The organism is Actinomyces sp. ICM47 (assembly GCF_905369875.1).
Classification (GTDB): domain Bacteria; phylum Actinomycetota; class Actinomycetes; order Actinomycetales; family Actinomycetaceae; genus Pauljensenia.
On sequence record NZ_CAJPJE010000005.1, the window covers coordinates 27,585 to 45,481 of the forward strand.

General features: G+C 63.5%; 20 protein-coding genes. 1 reads left to right on the forward strand and 19 read right to left on the reverse strand.

Annotated elements, in window-relative coordinates; all coding sequences use genetic code 11:
• Position 1 precedes the first annotated feature (1 nt).
• The 18 genes from rplE to rpsL form a co-directional block, all read right to left on the reverse strand.
• Positions 2-547 carry a 50S ribosomal protein L5 gene (gene rplE, locus QZ149_RS01935; RefSeq protein ID WP_009058550.1) on the reverse strand — a complete coding sequence of 182 codons (546 nt, stop codon included), beginning with the start codon at positions 545-547 and terminating at the stop codon, positions 2-4.
• Positions 548-549: 2 nt separating this feature from the next.
• Complete coding sequence (rplX, locus tag QZ149_RS01940) at positions 550-981, reverse strand: 50S ribosomal protein L24 (RefSeq protein WP_291449318.1); 432 nt, start codon at positions 979-981, stop codon at positions 550-552.
• Positions 982-984: 3 nt separating this feature from the next.
• Positions 985-1,353 carry a 50S ribosomal protein L14 gene (rplN, locus tag QZ149_RS01945; protein WP_003790609.1) on the reverse strand — a complete coding sequence of 123 codons (369 nt, stop codon included), beginning with the start codon at positions 1,351-1,353 and terminating at the stop codon, positions 985-987.
• A gap of 88 nt (positions 1,354-1,441) precedes the next feature.
• Positions 1,442-1,708, reverse strand: coding sequence for a 30S ribosomal protein S17 (gene rpsQ / locus QZ149_RS01950; protein ID WP_003790611.1), 267 nt, complete (start codon positions 1,706-1,708; stop codon positions 1,442-1,444).
• A 5-nt stretch (positions 1,709-1,713) separates the two neighbouring features.
• Entirely contained in the window at positions 1,714-1,947 is a 234-nt protein-coding gene (gene rpmC, locus QZ149_RS01955) for a 50S ribosomal protein L29 (RefSeq protein WP_009649092.1), read from the reverse strand.
• Positions 1,947-2,366 carry a 50S ribosomal protein L16 gene (gene rplP, locus QZ149_RS01960; RefSeq protein ID WP_009649094.1) on the reverse strand — a complete coding sequence of 140 codons (420 nt, stop codon included), beginning with the start codon at positions 2,364-2,366 and terminating at the stop codon, positions 1,947-1,949. Before rplP ends, rpmC begins: the two co-directional genes overlap by 1 nt.
• Before the next feature lie 5 nt (positions 2,367-2,371).
• Positions 2,372-3,181 (reverse strand): 30S ribosomal protein S3, encoded by an 810-nt coding sequence (rpsC, locus tag QZ149_RS01965; protein ID WP_291449319.1) that lies wholly within the window; start codon positions 3,179-3,181, stop codon positions 2,372-2,374.
• Between the two features lies 1 nt (position 3,182).
• On the reverse strand, positions 3,183-3,554 hold the full coding sequence (rplV, locus tag QZ149_RS01970; RefSeq protein ID WP_003790620.1) for a 50S ribosomal protein L22: 372 nt from the start codon (positions 3,552-3,554) through the stop codon (positions 3,183-3,185).
• Between the two features lie 29 nt (positions 3,555-3,583).
• Entirely contained in the window at positions 3,584-3,865 is a 282-nt protein-coding gene (rpsS, locus tag QZ149_RS01975; RefSeq protein WP_003790621.1) for a 30S ribosomal protein S19, read from the reverse strand.
• A gap of 16 nt (positions 3,866-3,881) precedes the next feature.
• Positions 3,882-4,718: a 50S ribosomal protein L2 gene (gene rplB / locus QZ149_RS01980; protein ID WP_009649090.1), complete on the reverse strand. Its 837-nt coding sequence runs from the start codon at positions 4,716-4,718 to the stop codon at positions 3,882-3,884.
• Between the two features lie 22 nt (positions 4,719-4,740).
• On the reverse strand, positions 4,741-5,046 hold the full coding sequence (gene rplW / locus QZ149_RS01985; RefSeq protein ID WP_003790626.1) for a 50S ribosomal protein L23: 306 nt from the start codon (positions 5,044-5,046) through the stop codon (positions 4,741-4,743).
• Positions 5,043-5,687, reverse strand: coding sequence for a 50S ribosomal protein L4 (gene rplD, locus QZ149_RS01990; RefSeq protein WP_291449320.1), 645 nt, complete (start codon positions 5,685-5,687; stop codon positions 5,043-5,045). The genes rplW and rplD overlap by 4 nt, the downstream gene beginning before the upstream one ends.
• A gap of 2 nt (positions 5,688-5,689) precedes the next feature.
• Positions 5,690-6,355 (reverse strand): 50S ribosomal protein L3, encoded by a 666-nt coding sequence (rplC, locus tag QZ149_RS01995; RefSeq protein WP_009649101.1) that lies wholly within the window; start codon positions 6,353-6,355, stop codon positions 5,690-5,692.
• Between the two features lie 11 nt (positions 6,356-6,366).
• Entirely contained in the window at positions 6,367-6,675 is a 309-nt protein-coding gene (gene rpsJ, locus QZ149_RS02000; protein ID WP_003790631.1) for a 30S ribosomal protein S10, read from the reverse strand.
• A gap of 686 nt (positions 6,676-7,361) precedes the next feature.
• Positions 7,362-8,549 (reverse strand): elongation factor Tu, encoded by a 1,188-nt coding sequence (gene tuf, locus QZ149_RS02005; protein WP_291449323.1) that lies wholly within the window; start codon positions 8,547-8,549, stop codon positions 7,362-7,364.
• Between the two features lie 149 nt (positions 8,550-8,698).
• Positions 8,699-10,822: an elongation factor G gene (gene fusA / locus QZ149_RS02010; RefSeq protein ID WP_291449325.1), complete on the reverse strand. Its 2,124-nt coding sequence runs from the start codon at positions 10,820-10,822 to the stop codon at positions 8,699-8,701.
• Positions 10,823-10,902: 80 nt separating this feature from the next.
• Positions 10,903-11,373, reverse strand: coding sequence for a 30S ribosomal protein S7 (gene rpsG / locus QZ149_RS02015; RefSeq protein ID WP_003790637.1), 471 nt, complete (start codon positions 11,371-11,373; stop codon positions 10,903-10,905).
• Positions 11,373-11,747: a 30S ribosomal protein S12 gene (gene rpsL / locus QZ149_RS02020; RefSeq protein WP_003790639.1), complete on the reverse strand. Its 375-nt coding sequence runs from the start codon at positions 11,745-11,747 to the stop codon at positions 11,373-11,375. Before rpsL ends, rpsG begins: the two co-directional genes overlap by 1 nt.
• A 701-nt stretch (positions 11,748-12,448) precedes the next feature.
• Between rpsL and QZ149_RS02025 the strand changes: the two genes are divergently transcribed.
• Positions 12,449-13,498, forward strand: a complete 1,050-nt coding sequence (locus QZ149_RS02025) for a hypothetical protein (RefSeq protein ID WP_291449332.1) — start codon at positions 12,449-12,451, stop codon at positions 13,496-13,498.
• Between the two features lie 482 nt (positions 13,499-13,980).
• Here QZ149_RS02025 and QZ149_RS02030 read toward each other — a convergent pair whose 3' ends face one another.
• Positions 13,981-17,883 (reverse strand): DNA-directed RNA polymerase subunit beta', encoded by a 3,903-nt coding sequence (locus QZ149_RS02030; RefSeq protein WP_009649080.1) that lies wholly within the window; start codon positions 17,881-17,883, stop codon positions 13,981-13,983.
• Between the last annotated feature and the right edge of the window lie 14 nt (positions 17,884-17,897).

Below are 17,897 nucleotides of genomic sequence, written 5' to 3' on the forward strand. Positions count from 1 at the left end.
GTCAGTCCTCCTTGAACGGGAAGCCGAGGTGACGGAGAAGGGCGCGACCCTCTTCGTCGGTGGTGGCCGAGGTGACAACCGTGATGTCCATGCCGCGCACTCGGTCGATCGAGTCCTGGTCGATCTCGTGGAACATCGACTGCTCCGTGAGACCGAAGGTGTAGTTACCGTGACCGTCGAACTGCTTGGAGGACAGTCCGCGGAAGTCACGGATACGGGGAAGCGCCGTCGAGAGGAGGCGGTCCAGGAACTCCCACATGCGGTCACCGCGAAGCGTGACGTGCGCACCGATCGCCTGGCCCTCACGCAGCTTGAACTGCGCAATGGACTTCTTGGCGCGGGTGGTCACGGGCTTCTGGCCGGTGATAGCGGTGAGGTCGCGGATCGCGCCCTCGAGTGCCTTCGAATCGCGAGCGGCCTCGCCGACGCCCATGTTGACGACGATCTTCGTCAGTCCGCCGACCTGCATGACGTTCTCGTGCTTGAACTCAGCACGGAGCGCCTCGCGGATCTCGGAGACGTACTTTTCCTTCAGACGCGGGGCCATGCTCAGATCTCCTTGCCCTGCTCAACGCCGCGCTTCGCGCCGCCACGGGTCACGCGGACTCGGACGGTGCGGGTGCGGCCGCCGCGCTCAACGGTGTCCTCGCGGAAACCGACGCGGACGCGCTTCTTGGTCTCGGGGTCGACCAGAGCGACCTTGGACAGCGAGATGGGGGCCTCGATGGTCTCGATGCCGCCAGCGCTACCCTGCTGGCCCTGGCGCACGTGGCGCGTCTTGAGGTTGATGCCCTCGACGAGGACCTTGCCCTCGGCCGGGAACACCTGGATGACGCGGCCCTGCTTGCCCTTGTCGCCGGGCTTCAAGGGCTCGAGGCCCTCCTCGGCGCGGCGGGCGTTGCGCTTGGCCAGCGCCTGCTCGTCGGACGTGCGTCCGCGAACGACCTCCACGAGGTCATTCTTACGAATCTTGGCTGCCATGGATCAGATCACCTCCGGAGCGAGGGAGACGATACGCATGAACTTCTTGTCGCGCAGCTCGCGGCCCACGGGGCCGAAGATACGCGTGCCACGCGGCTCGCCATTGTTGTTGATGATGACGGCCGCATTCTCGTCGAAACGAATGTAGGAACCGTCGGGGCGGCGGGTTTCCTTACGCGTGCGAACGATCACTGCCTTGACGACTTCGCCCTTCTTGACGTTGCCGCCGGGGATGGCGTCCTTCACGGTGGCGACGATCGTGTCGCCGATACCCGCGTAGCGCCGACCCGAGCCACCGAGAACACGGATGGTCAGGATCTCCTTGGCCCCTGTGTTGTCGGCGACCTTCAGTCGCGACTCCTGCTGGATCATTTTCTATTGACTCCTGTCGTCGTGCCGGTTCTCTCCCGGGTTGTACCGGTCGAGCCTTGCCGAACGGATTTCGGTCTGTGAGCGAAGGTCACTTCGCCTTTTCGAGGATCTCCACAACGCGCCAGCGCTTGGTGGCCGACAGCGGGCGGGTCTCCATGATGAGGACGAGATCGCCGACGCCGCACTCGTTGTGCTCGTCGTGAACCTTGACCTTCTTGTTCTTGCGCATGACCTTGCCGTAGAGGGCGTGCTTGACGCGGTCCTCGATCTGGACGACAACGGTCTTGTCCATCTTGTCGCTGACGACGTAGCCGCGACGGACCTTACGCTCGTTACGAGCGGTGGTTTCTGCCATCAGGCTCACTCCTCAGTGCTCGGGGCGGTGCGGTAGCCAAGCTCCCGCTCACGCGCGATGGTGTAGATCCGGGCAATGTCGCGGCGCACGGTCTTCATGCGACCGTGATCCTCGAGGTTGCCAACGGCCTGCGCGAAACGCAGGTTGAACAGCTCGGCCTTGGCCTTCTCCAGCTCCTTGGTGAGCTGGGCATTGTCCATGGCGTCGAGTGCCTCGGTGGTCAGACCCTTATCTGCCATCAGATGTCACCACCCTCTCGGACCACGAAACGGGTCTTGATAGGAAGCTTGTGCTGGGCACGGCTGAGGGCCTCGCGAGCGAGCTCCTCGGGGACGCCTGCCAGCTCGAACATGACACGTCCGGGCTTGACGGGGGCAACCCACCACTCCGGAGCACCCTTACCGGAACCCATTCGAGTTTCGGCGGGCTTCTTGGTCAGCGGGCGGTCCGGGAAAATGTTGATCCAGACCTTACCGCCACGCTTGATGTGACGGGTCACGGCAATACGAGCCGCCTCAATCTGACGGTTGGTGATGTAGGCACCCTCGAGAGCCTGGATGCCGTAGTCGCCGAACGCCAGTTCGGTGCCACCGGACGCGAAGCCAGTGCGGTGAGGACGGTGCTGCTTGCGGTACTTAGTCCGACGGGGAATGAGCATTGGGCTCAGGCCTCCGATCCGGTCGTGGGCGCAGCTGCCTCGGAGGCGGAAGCCTCACGGGGGGCCTGCTGCGCAGCGGTCTCCTGGTTGGGGCGTCCACCGCGGCGGGGGCCACGGCGGCCATCGCGGCGTCCACCACGCTGGGCCTGCTCGGCCTGCTGGCGAGCGAACTCGCGCTCGGTGATGTCGCCCTTGTAGATCCACACCTTGACGCCGATACGACCGAAGGTCGTGCGGGCCTCGTGGAATCCGTAGTCGATGTTCGCGCGGAGGGTGTGCAGCGGCACGCGGCCCTCGCGGTAGAACTCGGAGCGGGACATTTCGGCGCCACCCAGGCGGCCGGACACCTGGACACGAATGCCCTTGGCGCCAGCGCGCTGCGCGGACTGAATGCCCTTACGCATCGCACGACGGAAGGACACGCGGGCAGCGAGCTGCTCAGCGATGCCCTGCGCAACGAGCTGCGCTTCGAGGTCGGGGTTCTTGACCTCGAGGATGTTCAGCTGAACCTGCTTGCCCGTCAGCTTCTCAAGCTGAACGCGCAGGCGGTCGGCCTCGGCACCACGGCGACCGATGACGATACCCGGGCGGGCGGTGTGCAGGTCGACACGAACACGGTCACGCGTACGCTCGATTGCCACCTCGGCGATGCCGGCGCGCTCGAGGTTGTCGGTCAGGAACTTGCGGATCGCGACATCTTCGGCCACGTAGTCCGCGTAGCGCTGTCCCTTGGTGGTGGAGTCGGAGAACCAGCGAGACCGGTGGTCAGTCGTGATTCCCAGACGGAACCCGCGGGGGTTGACCTTCTGACCCATATCAGCGGTCTCCCTTCTTCTTGTCTTCCTTGGTCCCCACCACGATGGTGATGTGGGAGGTGCGCTTGAGGATACGACCGGCGCGTCCCTGAGCACGGGGACGGATGCGCTTCATGGTCGGGCCCTCGTCCACGTATGCCTCGAGCACGAGCAGATCGGCCTCGTTGAAGGTCTCGCCGGCGTTCTCAGCCTTGACCTTCGAGTTGGCGACTGCGCTCAGCAGCACCTTGCGGACATCGGTGGCGACGGCCTGCGGGGCGAACCGCAGAATGTCGGCGGCCTCCAGAACACGCTTGCCGCGAACCTCGTTCACAACACGGCGGGACTTCTGGGGCGTGACGCGGATGAATCGCGCCTGCGCCTTGGCTTCCATGTATCTGCCTCTTCTTCCGTGGGGCCGGCTCAGCGCCGACGTCCCTTACGATCGTCCTTGTCGTGGCTGCGGAAAGTACGCGTGGGAGCGAACTCGCCGAGCTTGTGGCCCACCATCGACTCGGTGACGAAAACGGGCACATGCTTACGGCCGTCGTGGACGGCGATGGTCAGACCCAGGAAGTCCGGGGTGATGACCGAGCGACGCGACCAGGTCTTGATGACGTTCTTCGAGCCGGATTCGTTCGCGGCGTCGACCTTCTTGAGCAGGTGGTCATCGACGAACGGGCCCTTCTTCAAACTACGCGGCATTTCAATCGACTCCTACTCAGCGGTTCTTGCCGGTCTTGCGACGGCGGACGATCAGACGATCGGACGCCTTCTTCGGACGACGCGTACGGCCCTCGGGCTTGCCCCAAGGCGACACGGGGTGACGACCACCGGACGTACGGCCTTCACCACCGCCGTGCGGGTGATCAACCGGGTTCATGACGACACCACGGACGTGCGGACGCTTGCCCTTCCAGCGCATGCGACCGGCCTTGCCCCAGTTGATGTTCGACTGCTCAGCGTTACCGACCTCGCCGATGGTGGCGCGGCAGGTGGCCTCGACGTTGCGGATCTCGCCGGAGGGCATACGCAGCTGAGCGAAGCGGCCTTCCTTAGCGACGAGCTGCACGGAGGTGCCAGCGGAGCGAGCGATCTTGGCGCCGCCGCCCGGGTAGAGTTCAACGGCGTGCACAACGGTACCCAGGGGGATGTTGCGCAGCTGCAGCGAGTTGCCTGGCTTGATGTCGGCACCAACGCCAGCCTCGATGTGATCGCCCTGCTTGAGGCCGGACGGAGCGAGGATGTAGCGCTTCTCGCCGTCCGCGTAGTGCAGGAGAGCGATACGAGCGGTGCGGTTGGGGTCGTACTCGATGTGAGCGACCGTCGCCGGAACGCCGTCCTTGTCGTGACGACGGAAGTCAATCACGCGGTACTGGCGCTTGTGGCCGCCGCCGCGGTGGCGGGAGGTCACGCGACCGTTGTTGTTACGGCCACCGGTCTTGTGCAGCGGGCGCAGCAGCGACTTCTCGGGGGTGTCGCGCGTGATCTCGACAAAGTCAGAGACAGACGAGAAGCGACGGCCCGGAGTCGTGGGCTTGTACTTGCGAATTCCCATTGTTCAAATGTCCCTTCGGTCCTCAGGCCTGATCGCCGAAGATGTCGATGGTGCCCTCACGCACGGTGACGATGGCACGCTTGACGTCCTTGCGCTTACCGATCCCGTTGCGGGTGCGGTAGGTCTTGCCCTTGCGGTTCTGGGTCGCGATGGAACCGATCTTGACGCCGAAGATGCGCTCCAGGGCAATCTTGATCTCGGTCTTGTTCGCGCGGGGGTCAACCTCGAAGGTGTACTTGCCCAGGTCCATCAGGGCGAGCGACTTCTCGGTGGTGACCGGCTTCAGGATGATGTCGCGGGGGTTCTTGCCCGCTTCAATCGTGCTCACTTGGTCTCCTCCTTGGTACCGAGGAAGGACTCAAGGGCGGCCTGCGTGAAGACGATGTCATCGGCGTCCAGGACGTCATACGTGTTCAGCTGGTCGGCCCACAGGACGTGAACCTCGGGAACGTTGCGCAGGGACAGCGCGGTCAGTTCGTTGCCACGCTCGAGGACGACGAGAGCCTGACGGTCCTCGACGATGGCGCGCAGGGCGGCCAAAGCAGCCTTAGTCGAGGGCTTCTCACCTTCGAACAGGGCGGTGACAACGTGGATGCGGTCGGCGCGCGCACGGTCGGACAGAGCGGAGCGCAGCGCGCCCTGCTTCATCTTCTTGGGGGTGCGCTGGTCGTAGTCACGCGGCTGAGGGCCGTGGACGACGCCGCCGCCGGTGAAGTGAGGCGCACGGATGGAGCCCTGGCGAGCGTTACCGGTGCCCTTCTGGCGGAACGGCTTCTTGCCGCCACCAGCGACATCACCGCGGGTCTTCGTCGCGTGCGTGCCCTGACGAGCGGCCGCAAGCTGAGCGACGACAACCTGGTGCATCAGCGGAATATTGGTGGGGACGTCAAAGGTCGAACCGGGGAGAACGACGGTACCCGCCTTCTTGCCCTTGAGGTCGATGACGTCAACGTTACGATCGTCAGCCATGATCACGCACCCTTCACGGAGGAGCGAACCAGGACCACGCCGTTCTTCGGACCCGGGATAGCGCCGCTGATGAGCAGCAGACCCTTCTCGGTGTCCACGGCCTGGATCGTCAGGTTCTGAACAGTACGACGGTTGCCACCCATGCGGCCGGCCATGCGCAGGCCCTTGAAGATGCGACCGGGGGTCGCGCAAGCGCCGATAGAACCGGGCTTGCGGTGGTTGCGGTGCGCACCGTGGGAGGCGGAAACACCGGCGAAGCCGTGACGCTTCATAACGCCGGCAAAGCCCTTGCCCTTGGTGGTGCCGGAAACGTCGACAGACTGGCCAGCCTCGAAGGTGGCGGCGTCGAGTTCCTGACCGAGCTCGTAAGAGTCCTGCTCGGACGTGCGGACCTCAGCGAGGTGACGGCGGGGGGCAACCCCAGCCTTCTCGAAATGGCCCTGCAGGGGCTTGGTGACCTTACGGGAGTCAATCTCACCGAAGCCAAGCTGAATAGCGGAGTAGCCGTCGACCTCTTCGGTACGAACCTGGGTCACGACGTTGGTGCCGACCTGCACGACAGTCAGGGGCACGAGGTGGCCGTCGGCATCCCAGACCTGGGTCATGCCGAGCTTGCGGCCGAGCAGCGCCTTGATGGGCGCGCCAGCGTGCTGCTTCTTGTTAGTCATTGCAGATGTCCTCAGAGCTTGATCTCGATGTTGACGTCCGCAGGCAGGTCGAGGCGCATAAGCGAGTCGACGGCCTTGGGGGTCGGGTCGATGATGTCGATGAGCCGCTTGTGCGTGCGCATTTCAAAGTGCTCGCGGCTGTCCTTGTACTTGTGGGGCGACCGAATAACGACGAACACGTTCTTCTCGGTCGGCAGCGGCACCGGGCCCACGACCGTGGCGCCAGCACGCTGTACGGTGTCCACGATCTTGCGCGCGGAGCTGTCGATGACCTCGTGGTCATACGACTTGAGCCGGATGCGGATCTTCTGTCCCGCCATGCCGTCTTACCTCTTCTCGTACAGATTCGCCGCCGGTCCCCGCACTCGGGCGTGTCGCAGCCGTTGTGCTCGCGATCCCTCGCGCGGACCGACGTCTTGTCCAAAGATCTTGGGCATATTGCCCGACCCATACGTGATGGCACGCATGGGCCACCCCAGATACGCTGGGGCAACCGTGCCATTCTGTCAGAGTTCCACCCACGGGCACAAACCCAAGGGGGCGTTCTCGCATGTGAAACCACCGACAGAGTGGCGCACGCGACGATCAAATCCGCAGATACAGCCCTGACCGTCACCAAGAAACTACCGTACCCCGCACTCGGGCGTGTCGCAACTGGGGATGCGTCACAGCGTCACGAAAATCAGCGTTATGGCCTGCGGTGACAAGGGGTGGTGTGCGCGAATGCACCATCCTCGCGCCCACTCCCCCGCCCTCCACCACTGGCTACCCCCTCCCCCCATAGGCGGCTCGATTCGACGAACACACGACGCGAGGCAATCCGCTACGAGGCCGTGGCTGCGCTGGCCTCCCGCGCGCCACGCACCCCGTCCTCGTACCCACACCATAGGAACAAGGCACCCACCCGCGCTGGTATAGCGAAGGGTCCCACCTCCTTGCGGAGGTGGGACCCTCAATGCCGCTGGATCAGCAGCGAATCAGACCTGAGACAAACTCAGAGGGTGATTCACTTGATGATCTTGGTGACACGACCGGAACCAACGGTGCGGCCACCCTCACGGATAGCGAAGCCGAGGCCGGGCTCCATGGCGATGGGCTGGATCAGCTCAACGGAGATCTCGGTGGTGTCGCCAGGCATGACCATGTCGGTGCCCTCGGGGAGGGTGATGACGCCGGTCACGTCCGTGGTACGGAAGTAGAACTGCGGACGGTAGTTCGAGAAGAAGGGGTTGTGGCGGCCGCCCTCTTCCTTCTTGAGGATGTAGACCTGGCCCTCGAACTCGGTGTGGGGCGTGATGGAGCCGGGGCGGGCCACAACCTGGCCGCGCTCAACCTCGTCGCGCTTGGTGCCGCGGAGGAGCAGACCACAGTTCTCGCCAGCCCAGGCCTCGTCCATGGACTTGTGGAACATCTCGATGCCGGTAACCGTGGTCTTCTGGGGCTCACGGATACCGAGGATCTCGACCTCGGAGTTGATGGGCAGCTTGCCACGCTCAACACGACCGGTGACGACGGTGCCACGACCGGTGATCGTGAAGACGTCCTCGATCGGCATGAGGAAGGGCTTGTCCATGTCACGCTCGGGGGTGGGGATGTAGGAATCCACCGCGTCCATGAGCTCCTCAACCTTGGCAACCCACTCCGGGTCACCCTCGAGGGCCTTCAGAGCGGAAACCTGGATGATCGGGGCGTCGCGATCGAAGTCCTGGGACTCGAGCAGGTCGCGGCACTCTTCCTCGACCAGTTCCATCATTTCCTCGTCATCGACCATGTCAGACTTGTTGAGGGCGATGAGGATGGTGGGAACGCCGACCTGACGGGCGAGCAGAACGTGCTCGCGGGTCTGCGCCATGGGGCCGTCGGTGGCGGCGACCACGAGGATCGCGCCGTCCATCTGGGCAGCGCCGGTGATCATGTTCTTGACGTAGTCGGCGTGGCCGGGGGCGTCAACGTGAGCGTAGTGACGCTTCTCGGTCTGGTACTCGACGTGGGAGACGTTGATCGTGATACCACGATCGCGCTCCTCGGGAGCGTTGTCGACCTGATCGAAGGGGGTGTACTCGTTCAGATCGGGGTACTTGTCGTGCAGCACCTTCGTGATAGCTGCCGTCAGCGTCGTCTTGCCGTGGTCAACGTGACCAATCGTGCCGATGTTGACGTGCGGCTTGGTGCGCTCAAACTTGGCCTTCGCCACTTGTGTCCTCCTGGACTCGGGTAGATATTCTCAGCCTACGGCTAGGTGTCAGCTTAACACCCCTAGGGCTTGAGACCTACTGGGTTTACTTGTGTGTGAGGCGGCTCGCAGGGGCAGGTCACCCTGCCCCCACGAACCCCCGGTGGGACTCAGTTGCCCCGAGACTTGCCGACGATCTCATCCGCGACGGCGCGCGGAACCTCGGCGTAGCTGTCGAACTCCATGGAGTAGACAGCGCGGCCCTGCGTCTTAGAACGCAGGTCGCCCACGTATCCGAACATCTCGGACAGCGGCACCTGAGCCTTGACGACGCGGACGCCGTGCTGCTCATCCATCGAGGAGATCTGGCCACGACGGGAGTTCAGGTCACCGATGACGTCGCCCATGTACTCTTCGGGAGTACGGACCTCGACAGCCATGATCGGCTCGAGGAGGACGGGGCTCGCCTTCTTGGCGGCTTCCTTCAGCGCCATCGAGCCAGCAACCTTGAACGCCATTTCGGAGGAGTCAACCTCGTGGTAGGCGCCATCGAGCAGCGTGGCCTTGATGTCAACCATCGGGTAACCGGCGAGAACGCCGGACTGCATGGCGTCCTTGATGCCCGCATCGACCGAGGGGATGTACTCGCGCGGGACGCGGCCACCGGTGACCTTGTCCTCGAACATGTACTCTTCCTCGGAGTCGGCGGGGAGGGGTTCAAGGGCGATGATGACACGCGCGAACTGGCCGGAACCACCGGTCTGCTTCTTGTGCGTGTACTCGTACTTCTCGACCTTCTTGCGGATGGTCTCACGGTAGGCAACCATCGGGTTACCCACGTTGGCCTCGACCTTGAATTCGCGACGCATACGGTCGACGATGATGTCGAGGTGCAGCTCGCCCATACCACCAATGATGGTCTGGCCGGTCTCGGGATCAAGCTCGACGGTGAACGTCGGGTCCTCTTCCGCGAGCTTCTGGATGGCAACGCCCATCTTCTCCTGGTCAGCCTTCGACTTAGGCTCGACGGCGACCTGGATAACGGGGGCGGGGAAGGTCATCGACTCGAGGACGATCGGCTTGTCGATAGCGGCAAGCGTGTCACCCGTGGTCGTATCCTTCAGGCCGATGACCGCATAGATGTGGCCAGCGTGCGCCACGTCGACGGGGTTCTCCTTGTTGGAGTGCATCTGGAAGATCTTGCCGATGCGCTCCTTCTTACCCTTGGTCGAGTTGAGGACCTGGGAACCGGACTCAACCTTGCCGGAATACACGCGGATGAAGGTGAGCTTGCCGTAGAAGGGGTGCGCGGCGATCTTGAAGGCGAGAGCGGAGAAGGGTTCCTTCTCGTCGGGCTTACGAACCTCGGTCTCTTCCTCGGTCTCAGAGCCGGGGAGGAAGCCGCGAACGTCGCCGATGTCGAGCGGCGAGGGCAGGAAGTCCACGACGGCGTCGAGGACGGGCTGCACACCCATGTTGCGCAGAGCGGTACCGCAGTACACGGGGAAGGCGCGAGAGGAGATGGTCAGGAGGCGGATACCTTCCTTGATCTGCTCGAGCGTCAGGTCGCCGTTCTCCAGGTACGCCTCGGTCAGCTCGTCCGAGCCCTCAGCGGCGGCCTCGACGAGGGCCTCACGGTACTCCTCGGCCTGCTCCTGGTACTCCTCCGGGATGGGGCCGCGCACAACGAGGGAGCCGAGCGTGTCGTTGCCCTTGTCGTCCTTGGCCGGGTAGGTCAGCGCCTCCATGGTCAGCAGGTCGATGTTGCCAACGAAGTCGTTCTCGGCACCCATCGGGAGCTGCATGACGATCGGGGTCGCGTGAAGACGATCCTTAATCGTTCCAACCGAGAAGTAGAAGTCGGCACCCATCTTATCCATCTTGTTGATGAAGCAGATACGGGGGACGTCGTACTTGTCGGCCTGACGCCACACGGTCTCGGACTGGGGCTCGACGCCCTCCTTGCCGTCGAACACGGCGACAGCGCCGTCGAGGACGCGCAGCGAGCGCTCAACCTCAACGGTGAAGTCAACGTGACCGGGGGTGTCAATAATGTTGATCTGGTTACCGTTCCAGAAAGAGGTGACTGCGGCGGACGTAATCGTGATGCCGCGTTCCTTTTCCTGTTCCATCCAGTCGGTCGTCGAGGCACCGTCGTGCGTCTCGCCGATCTTGTAGTTGATGCCCGTGTAGAACAGGATTCGTTCCGTCACGGTCGTCTTGCCGGCATCGATGTGAGCCATGATGCCAATGTTGCGGACCTTGTTGAGATCCGTCAGCACCTCTAGTGCCACGAGTGTGGTTCCTTCGTTCGAAGTGATAGGTGTTATTGCTGCGTGAGACGAGGCCCGGTTGCCCAGGCCTCGTCTTTACATCACCAGCGGTAGTGCGCGAAGGCGCGGTTGGACTCAGCCATCTTGTGCATGTCCTCACGGCGCTTCACAGCGGCACCGAGGCCGTTGGAGGCGTCGAGGATCTCGTTGGCGAGACGCTCGGTCATGGTCTTCTCGCGACGCTGACGCGAGAAGTCGACCAGCCAGCGCAGGGCCAGCGTCGTGGCGCGCGCGGGGCGAACCTCGACGGGGACCTGGTAGGTCGCGCCGCCGACGCGGCGGGAGCGGACCTCAAGGGCCGGACGGATGTTCTCGAGGGCACGCTTGAGCACGGAGACGGGCTCCTGCTCAGTGCGCTCGCGAACGGTCTCGAGTGCGCCGTAGACGATGCGCTCGGCGACGGTCTTCTTGCCGTCGAGGAGAACGCGGTTGACCAGCTGGGTCACGACCTTGGAGCCGTAGACCGGGTCATCGACGAGGGGGCGGCGGGGAGCGGGGCCCTTACGAGGCATTACTTCTTCTCCTTCTTCGCGCCGTAACGGGAACGGGCCTGCTGACGGCCGCGGACACCCTGGGTGTCCAGCGAACCGCGGACGATGCGGTAACGCACGCCGGGCAGGTCCTTCACACGACCACCGCGCACGAGCACGATCGAGTGCTCCTGCAGGTTGTGACCCTCACCGGGGATGTACGCGGTGACTTCGATGCCGGACGAAAGGCGCACACGAGCGACCTTTCGCAGAGCCGAGTTCGGCTTCTTCGGCGTGGTGGTGTACACGCGGGTGCACACGCCGCGACGCTGGGGGGAGCCCTTCAGCGCGGGGGTCTTCACCTTCGCGCGCTTCGAGACACGTCCCTTGCGGACGAGCTGCTGAATGGTAGGCACTGGGTCTCCAGTTTCTTTCCGTCGGCGGCCTCCCCTCACTTCGAGGGGCTGCCCTGATTGTCAGTCTTCCGCGACCGTAAAACCCCGTGTGGGCACACGTGTCCGCAGGGGGCCGGTGCGCCATGATAACCACGCGGGTCAGAGGATGACGCCCGGAGCTCCGACGGACGGAGCCCGCTCCCGGTTGCCCGGGCACAGAGGTTCCACAGAAGCGGGAACCACCCTCAAGGATAGCGGGGAACCTCGTCGGGCGTCAAAGGGTGTGCCTTGTGTTTCGCCACTCATTGACGAGGCCGGGGCCGGTTTCCTGGGGTCGTCTCCCATGCGCAGCGCTGAGGCTTCCTGTTATCCGCAACGATCCCTGTGGTGCCGAGATTTCACATCTGCACTGCTGACAGTTTCCTCTCGCCACGTTGTGCTCTCACATGTTGTGCCGACTCCCTGTCTCTTGTCCGCACGTTAACCCGCTATTCCGCACGTGGGCACCCTTGCCCACACTCCGATGAGAGGGTTCGCGTGCGGATTAGAGGGCCGAGGTTCAGAATAGCGGAGCGTGTACGTCACGAAGTAGAGGGCAGCCACGCTGTCCACAGGCTCTTCTTTACGCGCTTCTATGCACAGGCGACTCGCCAGCACGATGACTATCCACAGGTGTCCCGTCGCGGCTGGAACTCTGTTCTTCCCCGGGATAGATCTAGAGCATGATCAGCATTGAAACTCTTCGAACCCATCGGCACAGCCGCGCCGCGATCCTTACAGACCCCGATATTCTCCTTATCAGACGAGGCTATCGCGTTCGCCTGCACGGCGATCAGGACGCACGACCATGGGAGATCTGGCAAAGTATCAACATCGCGCGTCTGCATGCACTCGACTATCAGTCGTCGCAGCGCCTGGTTTTTACTGGTAACAGCGCATTACTTCTCCATGGAATCCCAACATGGTCGACCAACTCCTGTGTCGAGGCGTGGCCAAGTAAGTCTGATTTCCAGCTCCGTCCCTATCCTGCAGTACAGCACCGACACACGGTCGTGCCCGGTGTTCCCGTCATTTGCCGAAACAAAGCTCCTCAGAGCATCTCGCAGATCGACGGCCTCGAAGCCGAATCACCGGTTGAAGCCGTCGTTCGTCTTACCCTCAACGAGCAACCCCGCGACGCTTTCGTCGCAGCATGCATGGTGATGCACTCACTGTCAGGTTTCGACAGGTTCAACCTTGGGGACTCGCGGGAAAAGTGCGAGCATATCCGACGTGACATGCTCGCTCAGCTCGGCAGATGCCCGAACCACTCGGGATATCTGCGCGCTCAGGCGCTCATCAAGGCAGCTGATGGTGGCTGTGACAATGTTTTCGAGGCCTCGGTTCTATGGATTATCAAAAGCCTGTACTCGGGGCGCGTCGTCACGCAGTATCCGATCATCATAGGAGACAACACCTATTTCGGGGACATTGTCCTTCCTGACCTGAAGATCATTGTCGAACCTGATGGTCGTACGAAGTTCGGCGATAACGAGCAGGAGGTATGTGAGAACACTGGGAAGTGGCTCAGCCGCCAGCACGACCTGGCCAATGCGGGCTGGAGAGTGATCCGCGCACGCTGGCATGACACTGATGACATGGCTTCTTTCCGATCCAGCATGGCGACGCTTTTAGGAATTCGACATCTTCCCGTCACTCAGGAGTCTCTACGTCTGTGGGCGAAGCCTCGACAACCACATGTATCCCGAAAGCATCGATCTCAGCCGCAGTAGCACGGCTCGAGCATTCGTCCTTGACAAGTACGCCTTCGCCTCCGACGCCTCCCCAAACTCTCGTGCGATGTGTCTCCGCATGCTAAGCCGCTACCTGCATTTCAACCGTCTCTTCCACACGCCGACCCCCTAACCCGCACGTGGGCGCGGTTGCCCACACTCAGATGAGCGGGTTCACGTGCGGAATAGGCGGCCAAGGCTCGGGTGAGGGGTTCGACAAACAGGTGACCACCACCACGAAGGCGGGCCAGGCACGACGCCCCAGCTCACCCCGGGTGGCATCACAACACAACAAGCAGAAAACCAACACGCAACAACACGAAAGGAAACGACCTCAACAAGTCTCCACACAACCCGGGACTTGACTACCATCCACCAGCCCTTCCCCTGCCGTACACCCGCCACTGTGCCCACGCAAAGGACCCCGGCCTCGTCACGTGTGTACGGACGAGGCCGGGGTCCCAAGCGGTCACGAAACCGGATTACTCGCGGAAGTTCATGCCGAAGTCGATGGCACCCAGCGCGTCGAGGAAGTCCTCGGACACGGAGCCGTCGCCGAAGTCGGCCTCGGTGTAGTTCGAGTTCGCCATGGCCTCAGCCGTCGGCTCGACGATGACGTCGTTGTAGCGCGACAGACCGGTGCCAGCCGGGATGAGCTTACCGAGGATGACGTTCTCCTTGAGGCCCACCAGGGAGTCCGACTTGCCGTTCATGGCGGCCTCGGTCAGGACCTTGGTGGTCTCCTGGAAGGACGCGGCACTCAGCCACGAATCCGTGGCCAGCGACGCCTTCGTGATACCCATCAGCATCTGGCGGCCGGAGGCAGGCTGGCCGCCCTCGGACGCGACGCGGCGGTTCTGCGTCAGGTACGCCATGCGGTCGACGAGTTCGCCGGGCATGAACGTGGTGTCGCCGGGCTCCAGGATGGTGACGCGGCGCAGCATCTGACGGACGATGACCTCGATGTGCTTGGCGTGGATGCCCACGCCCTGGTCGCGGTACACCTTCTGGACCTCGTCTACGAGCATCTTCTGGGCCACGTTACGGCCCATGATGCGCAGGATTTCCTTGGGGTCCAGCTGGCCCTCGGTCAGCGGGGTGCCGGCGGCGATGTGCTGGCCCTCGGACACGAGGAGCTTCTGGCGACGCGACACCTCAATGACCAGGTCTTCCTTGCCATCGTCGCGGGTGATGATCACCTTACGAGCGCTGGGATCCTCGTCGTCGATGTGGACACGACCGGCTGCCTCGTTCATCTTGGCTTCGACCTTCGGGCTGCGCGCCTCGAAAAGCTCCTGAACACGGGGCAGACCCTGCGTGATGTCCGCGGCGGAGGCGGCACCACCGGTGTGGAACGTACGCATCGTCAGCTGTGTGCCGGGTTCGCCAATCGACTGGGCGGCGATAATGCCGACCGCCTCGCCGATGTCGACCTGCTTGCCGGTGGCCAGCGAGCGGCCGTAGCACTTTGCGCAGGTGCCGACCTGAGACTCACAGGTGAGGACGGAACGGCACACGATCTGCGAGACGCCGGCGGCAACCAGCTCGGCGAGCTGATCGTCGCCGAGGTCGGTGCCCGCGGGCATGACGACCTCTCCGGCCTCGTTCACGGCGTCGCGGGCGAGGTTACGGGCGTAAGCGGTCGTCTCGATGGTGTCGGACGCCTCCCACTCACCGAACTCGTTCTTCTTCGCGATGTCGATCTTCAGACCGGCGCGGGTGCCACAGTCGGCCTCGCGGACGATGACGTCCTGGGAGACGTCGACCAGACGACGGGTCAGGTAGCCCGACTCGGCGGTACGCAGAGCCGTATCGACCAGGCCCTTACGGGCACCGTGCGTGGCGATGAAGTACTCGAGAACGGTGAGACCCTCGCGGTAGTTTGCCTTAATGGGCTGCTCGATCAGCTTCTGCTTCGGGTCGGACACGAGGCCACGCATACCGGCGATCTGCTGAACCTGCGACCAGTTACCACGGGCGCCCGAGTTCACCATGCGGTACACGGTGTTGCGCTCGGAGAAGTTCGCGCGCATGTCCTCGGCGACCTCTTCGGTGCACTGCAGCCACAGCTTCACGAGTTCCTCGTAGCGGGTCTCCTCGAGGATGATACCCGTCTCGAACTGTTCGACGATCTCAGCGGCCTTGGCCTCGTAGCGGGCCAGGATCTCGCGCTTGCGCGGCGATGCCTGAATGTCGGAGAACGCAATCGTGATGCCCGACCAGGTCGACCAGTGGAAGCCGGCCGACTTGAGGGCATCGAGGCAGTCCGCGACGAGCACGTTCGGGTAGCGCTGCGTCAGCGTGTTCACGATGTTGCCGAGCTGCTTCTTGCCGACGACCTCGTTGACGAACGGGTAGTCGGTGGGCAGCAGTTCGTTGAAGATCGCACGGCCAAGGCTGGTCTCGAGGATCAGCTCGTCGCCGCTCTCCCAACCCTCGGGGGCTTCCCAGCCCTCGGGGGGCACGGTGCCGTCGGCGAAGCGGATGCGCGCGGTCGCATTCAGGTCCAGGTTGCCGGCGTCGAACGCCATCTGGGCCTCCGCCTGGCTGGAGAAGTACGGGACCACGGGGTTGCCGTCTTCGTCCGTCTCGACCGGGATCGACGGGTCGGGGTTCGAGGTCAGGTGGAACAGACCGATGATCATGTCCTGCGACGGCATGGCCACGGGGCGACCGTCGGAGGGCTTGAGGATGTTGTTCGTCGACAGCATGAGGATGCGGGCCTCGGCCTGCGCTTCAGCGCCCAGCGGCAGGTGGACAGCCATCTGGTCGCCGTCGAAGTCGGCGTTGAACGCGCCACAGGCGAGGGGGTGCAGCTGGATGGCCTTACCCTCAATCAGCTGCGGCTCGAACGCCTGGATGCCGAGGCGGTGGAGCGTAGGTGCGCGGTTGAGCAGCACGGGGTGCTCGCGGATGACGTCGTCGAGGACGTCCCACACCTCGGGGCGCTGACGCTCGACCTTGCGCTTGGCGGCCTTGACGTTCTGCGCGTAGTTCTTCTCAACCAGGCGCTTCATGACGAAGGGCTTGAACAGCTCCAGGGCCATCTGCTTGGGCAGACCACACTGGTGCAGCTGCAGCTGCGGGCCGACGACAATAACGGAACGACCCGAGTAGTCGACGCGCTTGCCGAGCAGGTTCTGACGGAAACGACCCTGCTTGCCCTTGAGCATGTCCGAGATCGACTTCAGCGGACGGTTGCCCGGACCCGCGACGGGGCGGCCACGGCGACCGTTGTCGAAGAGGGCGTCAACGGACTCCTGAAGCATGCGCTTCTCGTTGTTGACGATGATCTCGGGGGCACCCAGCTCGAGCAGACGCTTGAGTCGAGTATTGCGGTTGATGACGCGACGGTACAGGTCGTTGAGGTCGGAGGTCGCGAAGCGACCGCCGTCCAGCTGAACCATGGGGCGCAGGTCCGGCGGGATCACGGGGATCTTGGTCAGTACCATCGAGGCCGGCGAGTTGCCGGTGGCGACGAAGGCGTTGATGACCTTCAGACGCTTGATGGCGCGGGCCTTGCGCGGGCCGGAATCAGAGGAGATGGTCTGACGCAGGGCGGCCACCTCGGCCACCAGGTCGAAGGTCTCCAGGCGCTTCTGGATGGCGGACGCGCCCATGTCACCCTTGAAGTAGGTGCCGTAGCGGGCCACCATGGCGCGGTAGAGGCGCTCGTCGCCCTCGAGGTCGCCGACCTTGAGGTCCTTGAAGCGCTCCCACACGGCCTCGAGGCCGTCAATGTCGCCGTCGAAGCGGCGGCGGATCTTAGCCATCTCGCGCTCGCCCTGCTTGCGTGCGCGCTCGCGCTCCGCCTGCGAGGCACCGTCGCGTTCAAGGGCGGCGATGTCGGACTCGAGCTGCTCCGCGAAGTCGTTGATCGTGGCGTCGCGGTTGTTTTCCATCTGCTTCTTCTGCACTTCGAGTTCGGCGCGCAGTTCAGCCAGATCCTCGTGGCGACCCTTTTCGTCGACCTCGGTGATCATGTAGGCAGCGAAGTAGATGACCTTTTCGAGGTCCTTGGGCGCGAGGTTGAGCACGTAGCCCAGGCGCGAGGGAACACCCTTGAAGTACCAGATGTGCGTGACGGGGGCGGCGAGGTCGATGTGACCCATGCGCTCACGGCGGACGCGGGAGCGAGTGACCTCAACTCCACACTTCTCGCAGATGATGCCCTTGTAGCGCACGCGCTTGTACTTGCCACACGCGCACTCCCAGTCGCGGGTGGGACCGAAGATCTGCTCACCGAACAGGCCGTCGCGCTCGGGCTTGAGCGTACGGTAGTTGATGGTCTCCGGCTTCTTCACCTCACCGTGGCTCCAGACGGCGATGTCGTCGCCGGTGGCCAGGGTGATCTTCAGGCTGTCGAACGTTTTGGCGTCCAGCAAAGTTATCTCTCCCT

Coding starts and splice junctions, on each gene's coding strand:
- rplE (WP_009058550.1), bottom strand. CDS start 547: ATGGCCCCGCGTCTGAAGGAAAAGTACGTCTCCGAGATCCGCGAGGCG.
- rplX (WP_291449318.1), bottom strand. CDS start 981: ATGGCAGCCAAGATTCGTAAGAATGACCTCGTGGAGGTCGTTCGCGGA.
- rplN (WP_003790609.1), bottom strand. CDS start 1,353: ATGATCCAGCAGGAGTCGCGACTGAAGGTCGCCGACAACACAGGGGCC.
- rpsQ (WP_003790611.1), bottom strand. CDS start 1,708: ATGGCAGAAACCACCGCTCGTAACGAGCGTAAGGTCCGTCGCGGCTAC.
- rpmC (WP_009649092.1), bottom strand. CDS start 1,947: ATGGCAGATAAGGGTCTGACCACCGAGGCACTCGACGCCATGGACAAT.
- rplP (WP_009649094.1), bottom strand. CDS start 2,366: ATGCTCATTCCCCGTCGGACTAAGTACCGCAAGCAGCACCGTCCTCAC.
- rpsC (WP_291449319.1), bottom strand. CDS start 3,181: ATGGGTCAGAAGGTCAACCCCCGCGGGTTCCGTCTGGGAATCACGACT.
- rplV (WP_003790620.1), bottom strand. CDS start 3,554: ATGGAAGCCAAGGCGCAGGCGCGATTCATCCGCGTCACGCCCCAGAAG.
- rpsS (WP_003790621.1), bottom strand. CDS start 3,865: ATGCCGCGTAGTTTGAAGAAGGGCCCGTTCGTCGATGACCACCTGCTC.
- rplB (WP_009649090.1), bottom strand. CDS start 4,718: ATGGGAATTCGCAAGTACAAGCCCACGACTCCGGGCCGTCGCTTCTCG.
- rplD (WP_291449320.1), bottom strand. CDS start 5,687: ATGGCTGACGATCGTAACGTTGACGTCATCGACCTCAAGGGCAAGAAG.
- rplC (WP_009649101.1), bottom strand. CDS start 6,355: ATGACTAACAAGAAGCAGCACGCTGGCGCGCCCATCAAGGCGCTGCTC.
- rpsJ (WP_003790631.1), bottom strand. CDS start 6,675: ATGGCGGGACAGAAGATCCGCATCCGGCTCAAGTCGTATGACCACGAG.
- rpsG (WP_003790637.1), bottom strand. CDS start 11,373: ATGCCTCGTAAGGGCCCCGCTCCCCGCCGCCCCCTCGTCGATGACCCG.
- QZ149_RS02025 (WP_291449332.1), top strand. CDS start 12,449: ATGATCAGCATTGAAACTCTTCGAACCCATCGGCACAGCCGCGCCGCG.